The organism is uncultured Arthrobacter sp., assembly GCF_947495145.1.
In the GTDB taxonomy this organism is placed as follows: domain Bacteria; phylum Actinomycetota; class Actinomycetes; order Actinomycetales; family Micrococcaceae; genus Arthrobacter_D.
On record NZ_CANLXP010000009.1, the window covers coordinates 86,821 to 104,679 of the forward strand.

At 61.3% G+C, this 17,859-nt stretch carries 27 protein-coding genes; all 27 read left to right on the forward strand.

Annotated features, from left to right (window positions below):
* The first annotated feature begins 300 nt into the window (after positions 1–300).
* The 27 genes from rpsL to Q0877_RS08955 all read left to right on the forward strand — a co-directional run bounded on the left by rpsL (position 301) and on the right by Q0877_RS08955 (position 17,857).
* Positions 301–675, forward strand: a complete 375-nt coding sequence (rpsL, locus tag Q0877_RS08825) for a 30S ribosomal protein S12 (RefSeq protein WP_026531947.1) — start codon at positions 301–303, stop codon at positions 673–675.
* A 1-nt stretch (position 676) separates the two neighbouring features.
* Positions 677–1,147, forward strand: a complete 471-nt coding sequence (gene rpsG, locus Q0877_RS08830; protein WP_167994193.1) for a 30S ribosomal protein S7 — start codon at positions 677–679, stop codon at positions 1,145–1,147.
* 84 nt (positions 1,148–1,231) lie between these two features.
* Positions 1,232–3,346: an elongation factor G gene (fusA, locus tag Q0877_RS08835; protein WP_299167059.1), complete on the forward strand. Its 2,115-nt coding sequence runs from the start codon at positions 1,232–1,234 to the stop codon at positions 3,344–3,346.
* 121 nt (positions 3,347–3,467) lie between these two features.
* A complete protein-coding gene (gene tuf / locus Q0877_RS08840) occupies positions 3,468–4,658 on the forward strand; it encodes an elongation factor Tu (protein ID WP_299167060.1) in 1,191 nt (396 codons plus the stop codon).
* Positions 4,659–4,734: 76 nt separating this feature from the next.
* Positions 4,735–5,337: a hypothetical protein gene (locus Q0877_RS08845; protein ID WP_299167061.1), complete on the forward strand. Its 603-nt coding sequence runs from the start codon at positions 4,735–4,737 to the stop codon at positions 5,335–5,337.
* A gap of 398 nt (positions 5,338–5,735) precedes the next feature.
* Positions 5,736–6,044 (forward strand): 30S ribosomal protein S10, encoded by a 309-nt coding sequence (gene rpsJ, locus Q0877_RS08850; RefSeq protein ID WP_003803825.1) that lies wholly within the window; start codon positions 5,736–5,738, stop codon positions 6,042–6,044.
* Between the two features lie 16 nt (positions 6,045–6,060).
* Positions 6,061–6,717 carry a 50S ribosomal protein L3 gene (rplC, locus tag Q0877_RS08855; protein ID WP_299167062.1) on the forward strand — a complete coding sequence of 219 codons (657 nt, stop codon included), beginning with the start codon at positions 6,061–6,063 and terminating at the stop codon, positions 6,715–6,717.
* A 3-nt stretch (positions 6,718–6,720) separates the two neighbouring features.
* Positions 6,721–7,359 (forward strand): 50S ribosomal protein L4, encoded by a 639-nt coding sequence (rplD, locus tag Q0877_RS08860; RefSeq protein WP_299167063.1) that lies wholly within the window; start codon positions 6,721–6,723, stop codon positions 7,357–7,359.
* Positions 7,356–7,661, forward strand: a complete 306-nt coding sequence (gene rplW, locus Q0877_RS08865) for a 50S ribosomal protein L23 (protein WP_299167065.1) — start codon at positions 7,356–7,358, stop codon at positions 7,659–7,661. The genes rplD and rplW overlap by 4 nt, the downstream gene beginning before the upstream one ends.
* A gap of 31 nt (positions 7,662–7,692) precedes the next feature.
* Positions 7,693–8,532 (forward strand): 50S ribosomal protein L2, encoded by an 840-nt coding sequence (gene rplB / locus Q0877_RS08870; protein WP_299167066.1) that lies wholly within the window; start codon positions 7,693–7,695, stop codon positions 8,530–8,532.
* A gap of 12 nt (positions 8,533–8,544) precedes the next feature.
* On the forward strand, positions 8,545–8,826 hold the full coding sequence (gene rpsS / locus Q0877_RS08875) for a 30S ribosomal protein S19 (RefSeq protein WP_011692805.1): 282 nt from the start codon (positions 8,545–8,547) through the stop codon (positions 8,824–8,826).
* A 39-nt stretch (positions 8,827–8,865) separates the two neighbouring features.
* Positions 8,866–9,231: a 50S ribosomal protein L22 gene (gene rplV, locus Q0877_RS08880; protein ID WP_204531724.1), complete on the forward strand. Its 366-nt coding sequence runs from the start codon at positions 8,866–8,868 to the stop codon at positions 9,229–9,231.
* Complete coding sequence (rpsC, locus tag Q0877_RS08885; protein WP_299167071.1) at positions 9,232–10,092, forward strand: 30S ribosomal protein S3; 861 nt, start codon at positions 9,232–9,234, stop codon at positions 10,090–10,092.
* Positions 10,093–10,509 carry a 50S ribosomal protein L16 gene (rplP, locus tag Q0877_RS08890; protein WP_026545657.1) on the forward strand — a complete coding sequence of 139 codons (417 nt, stop codon included), beginning with the start codon at positions 10,093–10,095 and terminating at the stop codon, positions 10,507–10,509.
* Between the two features lie 2 nt (positions 10,510–10,511).
* The gene (rpmC, locus tag Q0877_RS08895; RefSeq protein WP_299167073.1) at positions 10,512–10,859 is read left to right on the forward strand and encodes a 50S ribosomal protein L29; all 348 of its coding nucleotides are present in this window, start codon (positions 10,512–10,514) and stop codon (positions 10,857–10,859) included.
* Positions 10,856–11,143 (forward strand): 30S ribosomal protein S17, encoded by a 288-nt coding sequence (gene rpsQ / locus Q0877_RS08900; protein ID WP_299167074.1) that lies wholly within the window; start codon positions 10,856–10,858, stop codon positions 11,141–11,143. Before rpmC ends, rpsQ begins: the two co-directional genes overlap by 4 nt.
* 334 nt (positions 11,144–11,477) lie before the next feature.
* Positions 11,478–11,846 carry a 50S ribosomal protein L14 gene (gene rplN / locus Q0877_RS08905; RefSeq protein WP_056544033.1) on the forward strand — a complete coding sequence of 123 codons (369 nt, stop codon included), beginning with the start codon at positions 11,478–11,480 and terminating at the stop codon, positions 11,844–11,846.
* 2 nt (positions 11,847–11,848) lie between these two features.
* On the forward strand, positions 11,849–12,226 hold the full coding sequence (rplX, locus tag Q0877_RS08910; protein ID WP_299167076.1) for a 50S ribosomal protein L24: 378 nt from the start codon (positions 11,849–11,851) through the stop codon (positions 12,224–12,226).
* Complete coding sequence (gene rplE, locus Q0877_RS08915; protein WP_056544039.1) at positions 12,226–12,801, forward strand: 50S ribosomal protein L5; 576 nt, start codon at positions 12,226–12,228, stop codon at positions 12,799–12,801. Before rplX ends, rplE begins: the two co-directional genes overlap by 1 nt.
* Positions 12,802–12,896: 95 nt before the next feature.
* Positions 12,897–13,295: a 30S ribosomal protein S8 gene (gene rpsH / locus Q0877_RS08920; RefSeq protein ID WP_056544043.1), complete on the forward strand. Its 399-nt coding sequence runs from the start codon at positions 12,897–12,899 to the stop codon at positions 13,293–13,295.
* 20 nt (positions 13,296–13,315) lie between these two features.
* Entirely contained in the window at positions 13,316–13,852 is a 537-nt protein-coding gene (rplF, locus tag Q0877_RS08925) for a 50S ribosomal protein L6 (RefSeq protein WP_299167079.1), read from the forward strand.
* A gap of 2 nt (positions 13,853–13,854) precedes the next feature.
* The gene (gene rplR / locus Q0877_RS08930; RefSeq protein ID WP_299167081.1) at positions 13,855–14,238 is read left to right on the forward strand and encodes a 50S ribosomal protein L18; all 384 of its coding nucleotides are present in this window, start codon (positions 13,855–13,857) and stop codon (positions 14,236–14,238) included.
* 29 nt (positions 14,239–14,267) lie between these two features.
* Positions 14,268–14,972, forward strand: coding sequence for a 30S ribosomal protein S5 (gene rpsE / locus Q0877_RS08935; protein WP_299167172.1), 705 nt, complete (start codon positions 14,268–14,270; stop codon positions 14,970–14,972).
* Positions 14,972–15,190 carry a 50S ribosomal protein L30 gene (gene rpmD, locus Q0877_RS08940; protein ID WP_299167083.1) on the forward strand — a complete coding sequence of 73 codons (219 nt, stop codon included), beginning with the start codon at positions 14,972–14,974 and terminating at the stop codon, positions 15,188–15,190. The genes rpsE and rpmD overlap by 1 nt, the downstream gene beginning before the upstream one ends.
* The gene (rplO, locus tag Q0877_RS08945; RefSeq protein WP_299167084.1) at positions 15,190–15,738 is read left to right on the forward strand and encodes a 50S ribosomal protein L15; all 549 of its coding nucleotides are present in this window, start codon (positions 15,190–15,192) and stop codon (positions 15,736–15,738) included. Before rpmD ends, rplO begins: the two co-directional genes overlap by 1 nt.
* A gap of 236 nt (positions 15,739–15,974) precedes the next feature.
* Complete coding sequence (secY, locus tag Q0877_RS08950; protein ID WP_299167085.1) at positions 15,975–17,288, forward strand: preprotein translocase subunit SecY; 1,314 nt, start codon at positions 15,975–15,977, stop codon at positions 17,286–17,288.
* Entirely contained in the window at positions 17,285–17,857 is a 573-nt protein-coding gene (locus Q0877_RS08955) for an adenylate kinase (protein WP_299167086.1), read from the forward strand. Before secY ends, Q0877_RS08955 begins: the two co-directional genes overlap by 4 nt.
* Positions 17,858–17,859: the final 2 nt, after the last annotated feature.

Sequence of the window (17,859 nt, forward strand, 5' to 3'; positions counted from 1 at the left end):
GCCCCTCTGGCGTCCTCCTTACCATGCCGTCAAAGCCGGCGCGCGCAATCTGATAGACTTGTCGGGAATTGTTTGTGTGGCAGTGGATCGGCGTCTCTTCGGGCGTATCTCCGTGTTGTAGGGAACTTGTACAACGAATGCCACATTTTTGCACGCCTACGGTCGTTTCAGTTCCACTTTCACGTAGGCACGCCAAACGACTGACAAGCTCTGACTCGTTGCTTTACGGCCATGTGCCGAAGGATGCGGTGCGGAGTCAGCAGAGATCTGATCTCGAGACAACATACGGAGAACTGAGAAGTGCCTACCATTAACCAGCTGGTCCGTAAGGGCCGGTCACCTAAGGTCTCCAAGACCAAGGCGCCCGCACTGCAGGGCAGCCCCATGAAGCGCGGTGTCTGCACCCGTGTCTACACCACCACCCCGAAGAAGCCGAACTCGGCTCTCCGGAAGGTCGCCCGTGTCCGCCTCAACGGCGGCATCGAAGTAACTGCCTACATCCCGGGTGTCGGCCACAACCTCCAGGAGCACTCCATCGTGCTCGTGCGCGGCGGTCGTGTGAAGGACCTCCCCGGTGTGCGTTACAAGATCGTCCGTGGCGCGCTGGATACCCAGGGCGTGAAGAACCGCAAGCAGGCTCGCAGCCGCTACGGCGCAAAGATGGAGAAGAAGTAATATGCCTCGTAAGGGCCCGGCCCCCAAGCGGCCGCTCGTTGTAGATCCCGTTTACGGTTCGCCCCTGGTCACCCAGCTGATCAACAAGGTGCTCGTCGACGGCAAGAAGTCCACCGCAGAGCGCATCGTCTATGGTGCCCTCGAAGGCGCTCGCGCCAAGTCCGGCGGCGATCCGGTTGCAGCCCTCAAGAAGGCCATGGACAACGTCAAGCCCAGCCTCGAGGTTCGTTCACGCCGTGTCGGTGGAGCCACCTACCAGGTTCCCGTTGAGGTCAAGCCGGGCCGTTCCACGGCCCTGGCGCTGCGCTGGCTCGTCGGTTACTCGAAGGCTCGCCGCGAGAAGACCATGACCGAGCGTCTCCAGAACGAGATCCTCGACGCTTCGAACGGTCTGGGTGCCGCTGTGAAGCGTCGCGAAGACACGCACAAGATGGCCGAGTCCAACAAGGCCTTCGCTCACTACCGCTGGTAATCGCGCTGCCGGTCTTTCATACTGCTCCGGCGGTGTGGGGGACCGGCGGTCCAGCAGAACTCCACCTTAGAAAAGGGAGACACCGTGGCACAGGACGTGCTTACTGACCTCAACAAGGTCCGCAATATCGGCATCATGGCCCACATTGATGCCGGCAAGACCACTACTACCGAGCGCATCCTGTTCTACACGGGTGTAAACCACAAGATCGGCGAGACGCACGACGGCGCCTCGACCACTGACTGGATGGAACAGGAAAAGGAACGCGGCATCACGATCACCAGCGCCGCGGTGACCTGCTTCTGGGAACAGAACCAGATCAACATCATCGACACCCCCGGTCACGTTGACTTCACTGTTGAGGTTGAGCGCTCGCTGCGCGTCCTCGACGGCGCAGTTGCTGTGTTCGACGGCAAAGAGGGCGTTGAGCCCCAGTCCGAGACTGTCTGGCGTCAGGCCGACAAGTATGAAGTTCCGCGCATCTGCTTCGTCAACAAGATGGACAAGCTGGGCGCAGACTTCTACTTCACCGTAGACACGATCGTCAGCCGCCTCGGTGCCAAGCCGTTGGTTATGCAGCTGCCCATTGGTGCCGAGAACGACTTCATCGGTGTTGTCGACCTGCTCTACATGCGTGCACTCGTGTGGCCCGGTGACTCCAAGGGTGACGTGACCATGGGCGCCAAGTACGAGATCCAGGAGATCCCGGCTGACCTCCAGGCCAAGGCTGAGGAATACCGCGCAGCGCTGGTCGAGGCCGTTGCTGAGTCCTCTGACGAGCTGATGAACAAGTACCTCGAGGGCGAAGAGCCCACCATCGAGGAGCTCAAGGCCGGCATCCGGAAGATGACGATCAACTCGGAAATCTACCCGGTACTGTGTGGATCGGCATTCAAGAACCGTGGCGTTCAGCCGATGCTCGATGCTGTCATCGACTACCTGCCCTCCCCGCTGGACGTTCCCCCGATGGTGGGACACGACCCGCGCGACGAGGAAGCTGCGTTGACCCGCAAGCCGAGCACGGAGGAGCCCTTCTCGGCTCTTGCGTTCAAGGTCGCTACCCACCCGTTCTTCGGTCAGCTGACGTTCATCCGGGTGTACTCCGGACACGTCACCGCCGGCACACAGGTTGTGAACTCGACCAAGGGCAAGAAGGAGCGCATCGGAAAGCTCTTCCAGATGCACGCCAACAAGGAAATCCCTGTTGACGAAGCCTTCGCCGGGCACATCTACGCGGCGATCGGCCTGAAGGACACCACCACCGGTGACACCCTCTCCGATTCGACCAACCAGATCGTCCTCGAGTCGATGAGCTTCCCTGAGCCTGTCATCTCGGTTGCAATCGAGCCGAAGACCAAGGGCGACCAGGAGAAGCTTTCAACCGCTATCCAGAAGCTCTCCGCTGAGGACCCCACCTTCCAGGTGTCCCTCAACGAGGACACCGGCCAGACGATCATCGCCGGTATGGGCGAGCTCCACCTGGACATCCTGGTGGACCGCATGCGCCGCGAGTTCAAGGTCGAGGCGAATGTCGGCAAGCCGCAGGTCGCCTACCGTGAGACCATTCGCGGTACCGTCCAGAAGCACGATTACACCCACAAGAAGCAAACGGGTGGATCCGGACAGTTCGCAAAGATCCAGATCATGATCGAGCCGATGGACACGTCCGAAGGCGAGCTGTACGCCTTCGAGAACAAGGTCACCGGTGGCCGTGTTCCCCGCGAATACATCCCGAGCGTCGACGCGGGCATCCAGGATGCCCTCAACGACGGAATCCTGGCCGGATACCCGGTGGTCGGCATCAAGGCAACGCTGCTCGACGGCGCTTACCACGATGTTGACTCCTCCGAAATGGCGTTCAAGATCGCCGGCCGGATGGCGTTCAAGGAAGCTGCCCGCATGGCGAAGCCCGTGCTGCTCGAACCGCTGATGGAGGTTGAAGTTCGCACACCCGAGGAGTACATGGGTGATGTGATCGGCGACATCAACTCACGCCGCGGCCAGATGCAGTCCATGGAGGACGCAAGCGGTGTCAAGGTCATCCGTGCGCACGTGCCGTTGTCCGGCATGTTCGGTTACATCGGCGATCTGCGCTCCAAGACCCAGGGGCGTGCCGTCTACTCAATGCAGTTCGACAGCTACTCGGAGGTCCCGAAGGCAGTAGCCGACGAGATCATCCAGAAGACTCGCGGAGAGTAACTCCGGCTCGTCCGGACAGTAATTTCACCAAAATAAAAGCCCCCAGTAGACTTGCATGAGTTTCAGCCGCGAAAAGCGTGGCTGGGGAGTAAGTCTTCTAAAAACGTTCTAGGAGGAACCCGTGGCGAAGGCAAAGTTCGAGCGGACTAAGCCGCACGTTAACATCGGCACCATTGGTCACGTTGACCATGGAAAGACCACGTTGACGGCTGCCATTTCCAAGGTGCTGTATGACAAGTACCCCAACCTCAACGAGGCACGCGACTTCGCGTCCATCGACTCGGCTCCCGAGGAGAAGCAGCGCGGTATCACCATCAACATCTCGCATGTTGAGTACCAGACCGAGAAGCGCCACTATGCACACGTAGACGCTCCCGGCCACGCTGACTACATCAAGAACATGATCACCGGTGCCGCGCAGATGGACGGAGCAATCCTTGTGGTTGCTGCGACCGACGGCCCGATGGCCCAGACCCGCGAGCACGTTCTGCTTGCCCGCCAGGTTGGTGTCCCCTACCTGCTGGTCGCGCTGAACAAGTCCGACATGGTCGATGACGAGGAACTGCTGGACCTCGTGGAGATGGAAGTCCGCGAGCTGCTCAGCGCGCAGGGCTTCGACGGCGACGACGCCCCTGTGGTGCGCGTTTCCGGCCTGAAGGCTCTCGAAGGCGACCCCGAGTGGGTCAAGTCCGTTGAGGACCTGATGGACGCTGTGGATAACAGCGTTCCGGACCCGGTTCGGGACAAGGACAAGCCGTTCCTCATGCCTGTCGAGGACGTCTTCACCATCACCGGCCGTGGAACCGTTGTCACGGGCCGCGCCGAGCGTGGAACCCTCAAGATCAACTCGGAAATCGAGATTGTCGGAATCCGTCCGGTCCAGAAGACCACGGTTACCGGTATCGAGATGTTCCACAAGCAGCTCGACGAGGCCTGGGCCGGCGAGAACTGTGGTCTGCTGCTCCGCGGTATCAAGCGCGAAGACGTAGAGCGTGGCCAGGTTATCGTCAAGCCGGGTTCGATCACCCCGCACACCGACTTCGAGGCCAACGTCTACATCCTGGCCAAGGACGAGGGCGGCCGTCACAACCCGTTCTACTCCAACTACCGTCCGCAGTTCTACTTCCGTACCACTGACGTCACCGGTGTCATCACCCTCCCCGAGGGCACCGAAATGGTCATGCCCGGCGACAACACTGAGATGACCGTTGCGCTCATCCAGCCCATCGCTATGGAAGAAGGCCTCGGCTTCGCTATCCGCGAAGGCGGCCGCACCGTTGGATCAGGTCGCGTTACCAAGATCAACAAGTAGTTCCTGAACTACTTTCGCAAAAGCCCCGCTGCGTTCGCGCAGCGGGGCTTTCGCTTTTGTGCCGTAGAGTTAGGCGGTGCAAATTTACTCAAGCCTCCCGCTCAAGCGGGGCTGGCAGATCCTGACCGACCTGTTTGCGATCGCCGTCGTCGTGGTTGCCTGGCTTTTCTCGCGTGCAACCTTTGAGGCTGTTTCCGGTCTCGCCGTGTTCGGGGCCGGCCTGGAAGATGCGGGCAGCGGGTTCCAGAGCACCATGGGAAATGCCGCTGAGCGTATCGGGGGAGTGCCGCTCATCGGAGATGAAGCGAGTGCGCCCTTCCTGGACGCAGCGGAGGCGGGAGGATTCCTCATCAATGCAGGCCAGGATCAGCAGCACTCCGTTGCCCAGGCCGCAGCAGTGGTGGGATGGGCCATCTTTCTGCTTCCGGTACTTGTCCTCATCCCGATGTGGCTGGTCCCTCGGGTTCAATTCGTCGTACGGTCCACCCGTACACGCCGCCTTAATGGCGAAGACGGCGGCAGGGAGCTGCTTGCCCTGCGGGCGCTGGTCCTGGCGAAACCGTCCCAGTTGCGAAAGGTCTCCGAAGACCCGGTGCGGGCGTGGCGCGAGGGTGACCAAGCCACTCTGGACGGACTGGCGCGGCTGGCTCTGAAACGCGAAGGTGTCAGAGCGAGCTAGCATCTGCTCGGCGTGTCGGCAAGCTAACACGGGCCGGATTCGCAATGTGCTGCATAATCTGGCAGACTAAATGAGTTGTTCAAGCGCCTTCGCGCGCGGTTTGAGCTGTAGTCCCGGTCAGGATAATGCCTGACGCAGGGTCGCATCCACCGCAGAAGTTGGCCCAAATATAACCCACCCCAATCGACAAGCTCGGTTTTCTGCGGGATCGTCTGCATTTCCATGTAGAAGTTACGCGACACGCCCGAGCGCGGGGGTCGGAGCCTCGGCAGGGTGAGGAACCCGGAGCTATCCGGATTCAGTCTGTTGGAGGAGCGTCATAACAACGGGCGCATGTACGTAGCCAGGAGCGTCACCGCACGGTGGCGTTCTTCATGAAGAGAGAGAGTCGAGACGCCATGGCGGGACAAAAGATCCGCATCCGGCTGAAGTCGTATGACCACGAGGTCATTGACGTTTCAGCTCGGAAGATCGTTGAGACGGTGACGCGCGCAGGCGCGACGGTAGTCGGCCCCGTGCCGCTGCCCACGGAAAAGAACGTTTACTGCGTTATCCGGTCGCCGCACAAGTACAAGGACAGCCGCGAGCACTTTGAGATGCGCACGCACAAGCGTCTGATCGACATCATTGACCCCACGCCCAAGGCCGTCGACTCGCTCATGCGCCTCGACCTCCCCGCGGACGTGAACATCGAGATCAAGCTGTAAGGGAGAGAAGATAACTATGTCTACTTCGCTTACGCGCCAGGTCAAGGGACTGCTCGCTACCAAGCTCGGCATGACCCAGGTCTGGGATGAAAACAATCTCCTCGTACCGGTAACCGTCCTGCAGGCTGACTCCAACGTCATCACGCAGCTGCGTACCGCTGACGCTGACGGCTACACCGCCGTCCAGATCGGCTTCGGCCAGATCGATCCGCGCAAGGTCACCAAGCCGCTCGCCGGCCACTTCGAGAAGGCCGGCGTTACGCCTCGCCGTCACGTCGTTGAACTGCGCACCTCCGATGCCGATTCCTACTCGCTGGGCCAGGAACTCTCCGTTGAGCTGTTCGAAGCCGGCCAGCAGGTCGATGTCATCGGCAAGACCAAGGGCAAGGGCTTCGCCGGTGTTATGAAGCGTCATGGCTTCCACGGCGTCGGCGCTTCCCACGGTGCACACAAGAACCACCGCAAGCCCGGCTCGATCGGTGGAGCATCCACCCCCAGCCGCGTCTTCAGGGGAATGAAAATGGCAGGCCGTATGGGCGCCGTTCGTCAGACCACCCTGAACCTCACCGTTCACGCTGTGGACGTCGAGAAGTCGCTGCTGCTGATCAAGGGCGCTGTTCCCGGCGCCCGCGGACAGGTCGTACTCGTACGCACCGCCGTGAAGGGAGCATAAGTCATGGCTACCAACACTGTGAATGTCGATCTCCCCGCAGAGATCTTCGACGCACAGACCAACGTTCCGCTGCTGCACCAGGTCGTCGTGGCCCAGCTTGCTGCTGCCCGTCAGGGTACGCACAAGACGAAGACACGCGCCGAGGTCAGCGGAGCCGGCCGCAAGCCGTTCAAGCAGAAGGGCACCGGCCGTGCACGCCAGGGCTCGATCCGCGCACCGCACATGACCGGCGGTGGCGTTGTCCACGGCCCCACGCCGCGTGACTACAGCCAGCGCACCCCCAAGAAGATGAAGGCAGCCGCCCTGCGCGGCGCACTCTCGGACCGGGCACGCAACGGACGCATTCACGTCATCGAGTCGCTGATCGGCGGCGAGAAGCCGTCGACCAAGGCTGCAATGGCCACGCTGCGCGGCATCTCGGAGCGTCCCAACCTGCTGCTCGTCATTGAGCGTTCGAATGACCAGGCCGCACTGTCCGTGCGCAACCTGCTCGACGTCCACACCCTGTACGTGGATCAGCTGAACACCTATGACGTACTCGTGTCGGACGACGTGATCTTCACGAAGGCCGCCTACGACACCTTTGTTGGTACGGCCCAGGCCGTAGACGCCGACATCACAACTGAGGAGGACGCCAAGTGAGTGGCTCCATCACAAAGGATCCTCGCGACGTCGTCATTGCGCCCGTCGTGTCGGAGAAAAGCTACGGCCTGATCGACGAAGGTAAGTACACCTTCCTGGTCGACCCGCGCTCCAACAAGACCGAGATCAAGCTGGCCGTGGAGAAGATTTTCTCCGTAAAGGTCGACTCGATCAACACCATCAACCGTGCAGGGAAGCGCAAGCGCACCCGCTTTGGATGGGGACAGCGCAAGGACACCAAGCGCGCAATCGTCACCCTCAAAGAAGGCACGATCGACATCTTCGGCGGTCCGCTCAGCTAGAGCGGAGACCACTTTAACGAGGAACTGAAAAATGGCTATCCGTAAATACAAGCCGACAACCCCGGGCCGTCGCGGCTCGAGCGTCGCCGACTTCGCAGAAATCACACGGTCGACGCCGGAGAAATCCCTGGTGCGTCCGCTCCCCAAGAAGGGCGGCCGTAACAACTCCGGAAAGATCACCACCCGTCACAAGGGTGGTGGACACAAGCGTCAGTACCGTCTCATCGACTTCCGTCGTCATGACAAGGACGGAGTCAACGCCCGCGTTGCTGAGATCGAATACGATCCCAACCGCACCGCTCGCATTGCACTCCTGCACTACATCGACGGCACGAAGCGCTACATCATCGCGCCGAACAAGCTGAAGCAGGGCGACTTCGTTGAGGCCGGCCCCGGCGCCGACATCAAGCCCGGCAACAATCTGCCGATGCGCAACATCCCCGTGGGTACGGTTATCCACGCTGTTGAGCTTCGTCCCGGTGGCGGTGCCAAGATGGCACGCTCCGCAGGGGCCTCGGTCCAGCTCGTTGCCAAGGAAGGCCGCTTCGCGCAGCTTCGCCTGCCGTCCGGTGAAATCCGCAACGTTGATGTGCGCTGCCGCGCCACCATCGGCGAGGTCGGCAACGCCGAGCAGTCGAACATCAACTGGGGCAAGGCAGGCCGCATGCGTTGGAAGGGCGTTCGCCCGACCGTCCGCGGTGTTGCGATGAACCCTGTCGATCACCCGCACGGTGGTGGTGAGGGCAAGACCTCCGGTGGACGTCACCCGGTCAACCCGAACGGTAAGGCCGAAGGCCGTACCCGCCGTCCCAACAAAGAAAGCGACTCGCTCATTGTGCGTCGCCGTCGTTCCGGCAAGAACAAGCGATAGGAGCCTGGAAACATGCCACGCAGCCTGAAGAAAGGCCCCTTCGTCGATCAGCACCTGTTCGTCAAGGTGGACCGCGAGAACGAGAAGGGCACCAAGAACGTCATCAAGACGTGGTCCCGCCGCTCAATGATCATCCCGGACATGCTCGGCCACACCATTGCCGTTCATGACGGGCGCAAGCACATTCCGGTGTTTGTCACCGAGTCGATGGTCGGGCACAAGCTCGGCGAATTCGCTCCCACGCGGACATTCCGCGGCCATGTGAAGGACGACCGCAAGGGCAAGCGCCGCTAAGGCGCCTGTTTCTACGGCTAAGACGAGAGAAGGAAAGCAATGGAAGCCAAGGCTATTGCGCGTCATCTGCGCGTAACGCCTATGAAGGCCCGGCGCGTCGTCAACCTTGTTCGTGGTAAGCAAGCGAATGAGGCTCTGGCAATCCTGAAGTTTGCCCCCCAGGCAGCTTCGGAGCCGGTTTTCAAGGTAGTACAGTCGGCGATCGCCAACGCCCGGGTCCTCGCGGACCGCGACGGCCTGGCGTTCGACGAAGGCGACCTCATCATCAGCGAAGCGTTTGTTGATGAAGGCCCGACCATGAAGCGGTTCCAGCCGCGAGCTCAGGGTCGTGCATTTCAGATCAAGAAGCGGACCAGCCACGTCACTGTGGTAGTCGCTACCCCTGAGAAAGTGGAGGCTCGCTAAGTGGGACAGAAAGTAAACCCGCACGGGTTCCGACTCGGCATCACCACTGACCACCGGTCACACTGGTTTGCTGACAGCAACAAGCCCGGCCAGCGCTACAAGGACTTCGTCCGCGAGGACATCAAGATCCGCCAGCTCATGTCTACGGGCATGGACCGCGCCGGCATCGCCAAGGTCGAGATCGAGCGCACCCGCGACCGCGTTCGTGTGGATATCCACACGGCGCGCCCGGGTATCGTCATCGGCCGCCGCGGCGCTGAAGCAGACCGTATCCGCGGCGAGCTTGAGAAGCTCACCGGCAAGCAGGTTCAGCTGAACATCCTCGAGGTCAAGAACCCCGAGATCGAGGCACAGCTTGTTGCCCAGGGCGTCGCTGAGCAGCTCTCTTCACGTGTGGCTTTCCGCCGCGCCATGAAGAAGGCCATGCAGTCGGCACAGCGTGCCGGTGCCAAGGGCATCCGCGTACAGTGCTCCGGCCGCCTCGGCGGCGCGGAAATGAGCCGCTCGGAGTTCTACCGCGAAGGCCGTGTGCCCCTGCACACCCTGCGCGCGAACATCGACTACGGCTTCTTCGAAGCCAAGACCACCTTCGGCCGCATCGGTGTGAAGGTATGGATCTACAAGGGCGACGTCACTGCCAAGGAGCTCGCAGCCCAGGCTGCAGCAGCACCTTCGCGTGGCCGTGGTGGCGGAGACCGTCCGGGCCGTGGCCCGGCCGGCGCTGACCGCGGTGGAGATCGCGGAGGCGACCGTCGTCGTCGTAATACCGATCGCGGTGCCGGTCAGGGTGAAGCTAGCGCTGCTCCCGCCGAGTCCGCACCGGCTGAGTCCGCTGCTGCAGCGGAAGGAGGACAGGCTTAAATGCTTATCCCACGTCGAGTGAAGTTCCGTAAGCAGCACCACCCCGGTCGTTCGGGCGCTGCTACCGGCGGCACGCAGGTCAGCTTCGGTGAGTGGGGTATCCAGGCTCTGAGCCCGGCATACGTCACCAACCGCCAGATCGAATCTGCGCGTATCGCAATGACCCGTCACATCAAGCGTGGTGGAAAGGTGTGGATCAACATCTACCCTGACCGTCCGCTGACCAAGAAGCCTGCCGAAACCCGTATGGGTTCCGGTAAGGGTTCGCCCGAGTGGTGGGTCGCCAACGTCAAGCCGGGGCGTGTTCTCTTTGAACTCTCCGGTGTCAATGAAGAGGTAGCTCGCGAGGCACTGCGCCTGGCGATCCATAAGCTGCCGTTGAAGGCACGTATCGTGCGTCGTGAGGGTGGTGAATAGTCATGGCACTCGGTTCAAAGGAACTGGCAACCGACCAGCTGGATGGGTTCGATAAGGACCGTCTGGTGGAGGAACTCGCCAAGGCTAAGGAAGAGCTGTTCAACCTGCGCTTCCAGTCAGCCACCGGTCAGCTTGAAAACCACGGCCGCCTGCGCTCGGTGAAGCGGGATATTGCCCGCATCTACACCGTGCTGCGTGAGCGCGAGCTGGGAATTCGGCCCGACGTCGTTGCCCCAGTTGAAGAAGCAAAGACTGAGAAGGCCGGCAAGAAATCGAAGGGTTCCAAGGCTGCCTCCACAAAGGACGAAAAGTCCGTGGAAACACAGGCTTCTGAGGAGGATGCCAAATGAGTGAAGAGAAGAACGGCACTGTAGAGGCTGAGGCCCGCGGTCAGCGCAAGACCCGCCGCGGCTACGTCGTGTCGGACAAGATGGACAAGACGGTAGTCGTGCAGGTGGAGGACCGTGTGAAGCACGCCCTCTACGGCAAGGTCATCCGCCGCACCTCCAAGGTCAAGGTCCACGATGAGCAGAACACCGCCGGTATCGGCGACATGGTTCTGATCAGCGAGACCCGCCCGCTGTCCGCTACCAAGCGGTGGCGTCTGGTGGAAGTTATTGAGAAGGCTAAGTAAGACCAAGTAGCCTCTCGTCGTCAAGCGACACCCAGGCAGTCCCTCGTTCCTTTACGGAGCGGGGGACTGCTTGCGTTTTCAAACGTGCTAGGATATTGAGTTTGTGTGGTGCCTTTCGTGTGCCATTGACAAACCTCGTAATCAATCGTGCTCCGGCATAGTACTTCCCTGCTCTTGTTGCGCCTGGGAGGTAAATGCCTCGGGCACGGGCGTTTAGGCTCATCCCTGGCAAAATCCAGGTGGGTCCAGAGACACCCCGATCAACCGTTCCGCAAGGCTCATTCCGTATGCATTATTTTCGGTCTGAGAACCGGCGCGACGCAAGGAGTAGATAGTGATTCAGCAAGAGTCGCGACTCAAGATCGCCGACAACACTGGTGCTAAGGAAATCCTTACCATTCGTGTTCTCGGTGGATCCGGACGTCGCTACGCAGGAATTGGCGACGTCATCGTCGCCACCGTCAAAGACGCCATCCCTGGTGGGAACGTCAAGAAGGGCGATGTGGTCAAGGCCGTCATCGTCCGCACCAAGAAGGAACGCCGCCGTGCGGATGGTTCCTACATCAAGTTCGACGAGAACGCTGCCGTTATCCTCAAGGCCGACGGCGATCCCCGTGGTACCCGTATCTTCGGCCCGGTCGGTCGCGAACTTCGCGACAAGCGCTTCATGAAGATCATTTCACTGGCCCCGGAGGTGCTGTAGTCATGGCTCAGACCCGTTCGAAGCTGAAGATCAAGAAGGGTGACCTCGTTCAGGTCATCACCGGCGCCAAGCAGGAGCGCGGCGGAGACCGCGGCAAGCAGGGCAAGGTCCTCAAGGTATTCCCTGAGAGCAACCGTGTACTGGTCGAAGGCATTAACCGCGTCACGAAGCACACCAAGGCTGGGCAGACGCAGCGCGGCACCCAGACCGGTGGCATCGAGACCGTTGAGGCCTCAATCCACATCAGTAACGTCGCAGTTGTAGACCCGGAGAGCAAGAAGCCCACCCGTGTCGGCTACCGCACCGAAACGGTGGAGCGGGACGGCCGTGAGCGCACGGTCCGCATCCGCGTCGCCAAGGCATCAGGGAAGGATCTGTAATGACTGCTGAAGCCGTAGAAACAAAGATCACCCCCCGCCTGAAGGCCCGCTACGCCTCGGAAATCAAGTCGACGCTGCTGGAGGAATTCAGCTACAGCAACGTCAACCAGGTTCCCCGGCTCGTCAAGGTCGTTGTGAACATGGGTGTTGGAGATGCCGCCAAGGACTCCAAGCTCATCGACGGTGCGGTCCGCGACCTCACCCAGATCACCGGCCAGAAGCCGCAGGTCACCAAGGCACGCAAGTCCATCGCGCAGTTCAAGCTCCGCGAGGGAATGCCGATCGGTGCGCACGCAACTCTGCGTGGCGACCGCATGTGGGAATTCGTCGACCGCCTGGTCTCGCTGGCACTGCCCCGTATCCGCGACTTCCGCGGCCTCAACGGGCGCCAGTTCGACGGCAACGGCAACTACACCTTCGGCCTTACGGAGCAGTCGATGTTCCACGAGATCGATCAGGACAAGATTGACCGTGTCCGCGGCATGGACATCACCGTTGTGACCACTGCCAAGACTGACGCCGAAGGCCGCGCCCTGCTCAAGGCGCTCGGCTTCCCGTTCAAATCCGAAGACTAATTCAACTACGTTGCAGGTCCGTTCCGGGGTCCGGCCAGCTGATGCTGGTTCTCACCGGAGTAGCGGAAACCGTTCCGAGGAAGGGCTAGAGCCCAATGACAATGACAGATCCAGTTGCAGACATGCTTACGCGTCTCCGCAACGCCAACTCGGCATACCACGACACCGTGTCCATGCCATACAGCAAGCTGAAGGCACGCGTTGCCGACATCCTGAAGGCCGAAGGTTACATCGGCGGCTGGAAGGAAGAAGAGGCTGAGGTGGGCAAGAAGCTCACCATTGACCTCAAGTTCGGTCCCGACCGTCAGCGCTCCATTGCGGGCATCCGGCGCATCTCCAAGCCGGGCCTGCGCGTTTACGCAAAGTCCACCAATCTGCCGCACGTACTGGGCGGACTGGGCATTGCCATCCTGTCCACGTCCTCCGGTCTGCTTACAGACCGCCAGGCAGCCAAGAAGGGTGTAGGTGGGGAAGTCCTCGCCTACGTCTGGTAGCGGGAAAGGGAAAGAGAAACATGTCACGTATTGGACGTCTCCCCATCACCGTGCCCGCAGGCGTTGAGGTCAAGGTTGACGGCAGTGTTGTTTCTGTCAAGGGATCCAAGGGCGAGCTGAGCCACTCTGTTGCCAGCCCCATCCAGGTATCGCTTGAGGAAAGCACCATCACCGTCTCCCGCCCGAATGACGAGCGCGAATCGCGTTCGCTGCACGGCCTGACCCGCACCCTGATCTCCAACATGATCGTTGGAGTGACCGAGGGCTACAAGAAGAACCTCGAGATTGTCGGCACCGGTTACCGCGTGCAGGCCAAGGGTTCCGACCTGGAGTTCGCACTGGGCTACAGCCACCCCGTGGCCGTAAAGGCCCCGGAGGGCATAACGCTCACCGTGGACAGCCCCACGAAGGTGTCCGTCTCCGGCATCAACAAGCAGCAGGTCGGCGAAGTTGCTGCGAACATCCGCAAGCTGCGCCGTCCGGATCCCTATAAGGGCAAGGGCATCCGCTACGCGGGCGAAATTATTCGCCGCAAGGTCGGAAAGGCTGGTAAGTAACCATGACACTGAGCATCAACAAGAAGCGCACGTCGAAGAGCAAGTCCGCCCAGCGCGGACGGCGCCACCTTCGGGTCCGCAAGCGCATTACAGGTACTGCTGTTCGTCCCCGTCTGGTGGTCAACCGTTCAGCCCGTCACATTTTTGTGCAGGTTGTCGACGACACCAAGGGCATCACCGTTGCATCGGCTTCGACCCTCGAGGCGGACCTGCGTTCGTTCGACGGCGACAAGACCGCCAAGGCCAGGCGCGTCGGCGAGCTCGTTGCCGGTCGGGCAAAGGCTGCGGGCATTGAGGCAGTCGTATTCGACCGTGGGGGCAACAAGTACCACGGCCGGGTTGCCGCAATCGCAGACGGCGCACGTGAAGGTGGGCTGGCACTGTGACCGAGCAGAACAACGCAAAGGAAGCCTCATTGAATACGGCAAAGGCTGAGCAGCCTGCAACTGAAGCTCCCGCGGCCGGATCCACCGAGACGGCGTCAGCTACTGACGATCGCCGCGGCGGCGGCGGTCGCCGTGGAGAGCGCGGCGGCCGTGACAGCGGTCGCGGCGGTCGCGATGGCGGCCGTGGCGGTCGCGATGGCGGTCGTGACGACAAGGACAAGTTCGTCGAGCGTGTCGTGTCGATCAACCGTGTATCAAAGGTCGTCAAGGGCGGTCGGCGCTTCAGCTTCACCGCACTGGTTGTTGTCGGCGACGGCAACGGCATGGTCGGCGTCGGCTACGGAAAGGCCAAGGAAGTTCCCATGGCCATCTCCAAGGGCGTGGAGGAGGCCAAGAAGTCCTTCTTCAAGGTTCCCCGCATCGGTGGCACAGTTCCGCACCTGGTGCAGGGCGAGGCCGCTGCCGGCGTCGTACTCCTGCGCCCGGCGTCTCCCGGTACCGGTGTAATCGCCGGTGGTCCGGTGCGCGCTGTACTGGAGTGCGTCGGCATTCACGACGTCCTTTCCAAGTCCCTCGGTTCCTCCAACGCCATCAACATTGTTCATGCAACTGTTGACGCGCTGAAGAGGCTCGAAGAGCCCCAGGCTGTGGCGGCACGCCGTGGCCTGCCGCTGGACCAGGTTGCCTCAACGTCGATGCTGCGCGCTATGCAGGATCAGAAGGCAGGTGCGTAATGACTGCTATTACACCCAAGCGCGTGGTTGTCAGCTCAGCGAAGCTGGAAATCACCCAGATCAAGTCCGTCATTGGCGGTAAGCAGAACCAGCGGGACACCCTTCGTTCACTCGGCCTGAAGCGGATCGGACACACTGTTGTCCGCACCGCTGACGAAGTGACCGTCGGTATGGTCAACACGGTTCCGCACCTCGTGAAGGTTGAGGAGGCCAAGTAATGGCTGAGAAGAAGACAGTGGAGGAATCCACCGAGAAGAAGCCGGCCCGCAAGCCTGCTGCCAAGGGAGCGGCCGTTCAGGAAACCCCTGAAAGCACGCCCCGCGTCCACGCACTGAAGGTACACCACCTTCGCCCTGCCCCCGGTGCCAAGACCGCCAAGACCCGCGTTGGTCGTGGTGAAGGTTCCAAGGGTAAGACTGCAGGCCGTGGTACCAAGGGCACCAAGGCACGCTACTCGGTCAAGGCAGGATTCGCGGGTGGGCAGCTTCCGCTGCACATGCGCCTGCCGAAGCTGCGCGGTTTCAAGAACCCGTTCCGCGTTGAGTACCAGGTAGTGAACCTGGACAAGCTCAACGAGCTGTACCCCCAAGGCGGCGAGGTGTCCGTGGACAGCCTGATCGCCAAGGGCGCAGTGCGCAAGAACCAGCTCGTCAAGGTGCTGGGAACGGGCGACATCGCGGTGAAGGTAGACGTCAGGGTTCACGCCGTGTCCGCCAGCGCTGCCGAGAAGATCACCGCTGCCGGCGGTTCGGTCTCGGGTCTCTAGTTCCCGGCGTCGCTTCCCCCACCGTCGCCGTAAGACGGCGGCGGGGGAGCCGGCTGTGATCTAGCTCATGAAGCAACTAGACTCTTGGTGGGCCGGGATCCCCGGTCCACCAGGAGTCTGTTTCGTTTAACAGGCTTCATTACTTCCTCGGGTTCTCACCTGCCCGTTTCCAGCCGTTAGACTCGGTTGGTGTGGATTGCCCGTAGAGGGCCACTAATACTTATTCAGGAGGACGCTTGCTAAGCGCTATTGGCCGGGCTTTCCGGACGCCAGACTTGCGGCGCAAGCTGTTGTTCACGCTGGGAATCATCACCATCTTCCGTTTGGGTGCGTTCATCCCGGCGCCCGGTGTTGACTACGGCAACGTGCAGCAGTGTTTGCAGCTCGGCAACACAGAGGGCGGCCTCTACCAGTTCGTGAACCTTTTCAGCGGCGGTGCGCTGCTGCAGGTGTCCATCTTTGCTCTCGGGATCATGCCGTACATCACGGCCAGCATCATCACGCAGCTGCTCCGCGTGGTCATTCCCCGCTTCCAGGAGCTCCACCAGGAGGGCGCCCAGGGCCAGGCACAGCTGACCCAGTACACGCGCTATCTGACGATTGCACTTGGGCTGCTGAACGCCACGACGCTGGTGTCGCTGGCGCGGTCAGGTGCCCTGCTGGGCAACTGCCCGGTGCCGATTATCCCGGACGACAGCATCATCACGATCATCCTCCTCATCATCACGCTGACCGCCGGTACCGGCCTCATCATGTGGATGGGCGAGCTCATCACCGAGCGCGGCGTCGGCAACGGCATGTCGCTGCTGATCTTCACCGCTATCGCTGCCGGCTTCCCCAGTTCGCTGGGTGAGATCCTGCGTACGCAGGGCTGGAGCGTCTTCCTCAGCGTGCTGTTGATCGGCATTGTTACGGTGATGCTCGTGATCTTCGTTGAGCAGTCGCAGCGCCGTATTCCGGTGCAGTACGCCAAGCGCATGATCGGCCGCCGTACCCTGGGCGGCAGCAGCACCTACATCCCGATCAAGGTCAACATGGCCGGCGTTATCCCCGTGATCTTCGCGTCGTCGATGCTGTACCTGCCGTCGCTGATCGCCCAGTTCAACACACCTACCGACGGGCAGACCGCACCGCCGGAGTGGGTCAACTGGATTACCACCTACCTGACCTCCGGGGACCACCCCCTCTACATGGCGCTGTACTTCGCGATGATCGTGTTCTTCACATACTTCTACGTGGCGATCACCTTCAATCCGGAGGAAGTGTCGGAGAACATGAAGAAGTACGGCGGCTTCATCCCGGGTATCCGGGCGGGCCGGCCTACCGCTGAGTACCTCCAGTACGTCCTGTCCCGCATCACCCTGCCGGGCGCTATCTACCTCGGACTTGTTGCGCTCATCCCGTTGATCGCGCTCGTGGCCATCAATGCGAACCAGAACTTCCCGTTCGGTGGAGTTTCCATCCTCATTATGGTCGGCGTTGGCCTCGAGACGGTGAAGCAAATTGACGCGCAGCTGCAGCAGCGCCACTACGAAGGGTTATTGCGATGACACGGATGCTCATCATTGGACCGCCCGGGTCCGGCAAGGGAACGCAGGCCGCCCGGATTTCGGAGCGGCTGGGCGTGGTTGCCATTTCCACCGGCGACATCTTCCGCGAGAACGTCAAGGGTGAAACCCCACTGGGCCTCGAAGCGAAGAAGTACATGGACGCCGGCGACTTCGTTCCGGACAGCGTGACCAACAGCATGGTCCGCGCACGCCTTGCCGATGACGACGTCAAGGAGGGCTTCCTGCTTGACGGCTACCCGCGCACTGCCGCCCAGGTGACCGAGCTGGATGACATCCTGCAGCAGAATGACCTGAACCTCGACGTCGTACTGCAGCTCACTGCCGATGACGAGGAGCTGATCCGCCGGCTCCTCGGTCGTGCCCGTCTTGACGGGCGTACGGATGACAATGAGGTTGTCATCCGGCATCGCCTCGACCTCTACCACGAGCAGACCGAGGCCGTCGTCTCCCAGTACGAGGCGCGGGGCATCGTGACCCGCGTTGACGGCATCGGTGCTATCGATGAGGTAACCGAGCGCGTCATGTCTGCCCTGAAAGTCACCCAGTAACC

Coding starts and splice junctions, on each gene's coding strand:
- rplD (WP_299167063.1), top strand. CDS start 6,721: ATGGCTACCAACACTGTGAATGTCGATCTCCCCGCAGAGATCTTCGAC.
- Q0877_RS08955 (WP_299167086.1), top strand. CDS start 17,285: ATGACACGGATGCTCATCATTGGACCGCCCGGGTCCGGCAAGGGAACG.
- rplF (WP_299167079.1), top strand. CDS start 13,316: ATGTCACGTATTGGACGTCTCCCCATCACCGTGCCCGCAGGCGTTGAG.
- rplB (WP_299167066.1), top strand. CDS start 7,693: ATGGCTATCCGTAAATACAAGCCGACAACCCCGGGCCGTCGCGGCTCG.
- rpsH (WP_056544043.1), top strand. CDS start 12,897: ATGACAATGACAGATCCAGTTGCAGACATGCTTACGCGTCTCCGCAAC.
- rplX (WP_299167076.1), top strand. CDS start 11,849: ATGGCTCAGACCCGTTCGAAGCTGAAGATCAAGAAGGGTGACCTCGTT.
- rpmC (WP_299167073.1), top strand. CDS start 10,512: ATGGCACTCGGTTCAAAGGAACTGGCAACCGACCAGCTGGATGGGTTC.
- rpsG (WP_167994193.1), top strand. CDS start 677: ATGCCTCGTAAGGGCCCGGCCCCCAAGCGGCCGCTCGTTGTAGATCCC.
- rpsJ (WP_003803825.1), top strand. CDS start 5,736: ATGGCGGGACAAAAGATCCGCATCCGGCTGAAGTCGTATGACCACGAG.
- rplE (WP_056544039.1), top strand. CDS start 12,226: ATGACTGCTGAAGCCGTAGAAACAAAGATCACCCCCCGCCTGAAGGCC.
- rplV (WP_204531724.1), top strand. CDS start 8,866: ATGGAAGCCAAGGCTATTGCGCGTCATCTGCGCGTAACGCCTATGAAG.
- rpsQ (WP_299167074.1), top strand. CDS start 10,856: ATGAGTGAAGAGAAGAACGGCACTGTAGAGGCTGAGGCCCGCGGTCAG.
- rplR (WP_299167081.1), top strand. CDS start 13,855: ATGACACTGAGCATCAACAAGAAGCGCACGTCGAAGAGCAAGTCCGCC.
- rplP (WP_026545657.1), top strand. CDS start 10,093: ATGCTTATCCCACGTCGAGTGAAGTTCCGTAAGCAGCACCACCCCGGT.
- rpmD (WP_299167083.1), top strand. CDS start 14,972: ATGACTGCTATTACACCCAAGCGCGTGGTTGTCAGCTCAGCGAAGCTG.
- rplC (WP_299167062.1), top strand. CDS start 6,061: ATGTCTACTTCGCTTACGCGCCAGGTCAAGGGACTGCTCGCTACCAAG.
- rpsS (WP_011692805.1), top strand. CDS start 8,545: ATGCCACGCAGCCTGAAGAAAGGCCCCTTCGTCGATCAGCACCTGTTC.
- rplO (WP_299167084.1), top strand. CDS start 15,190: ATGGCTGAGAAGAAGACAGTGGAGGAATCCACCGAGAAGAAGCCGGCC.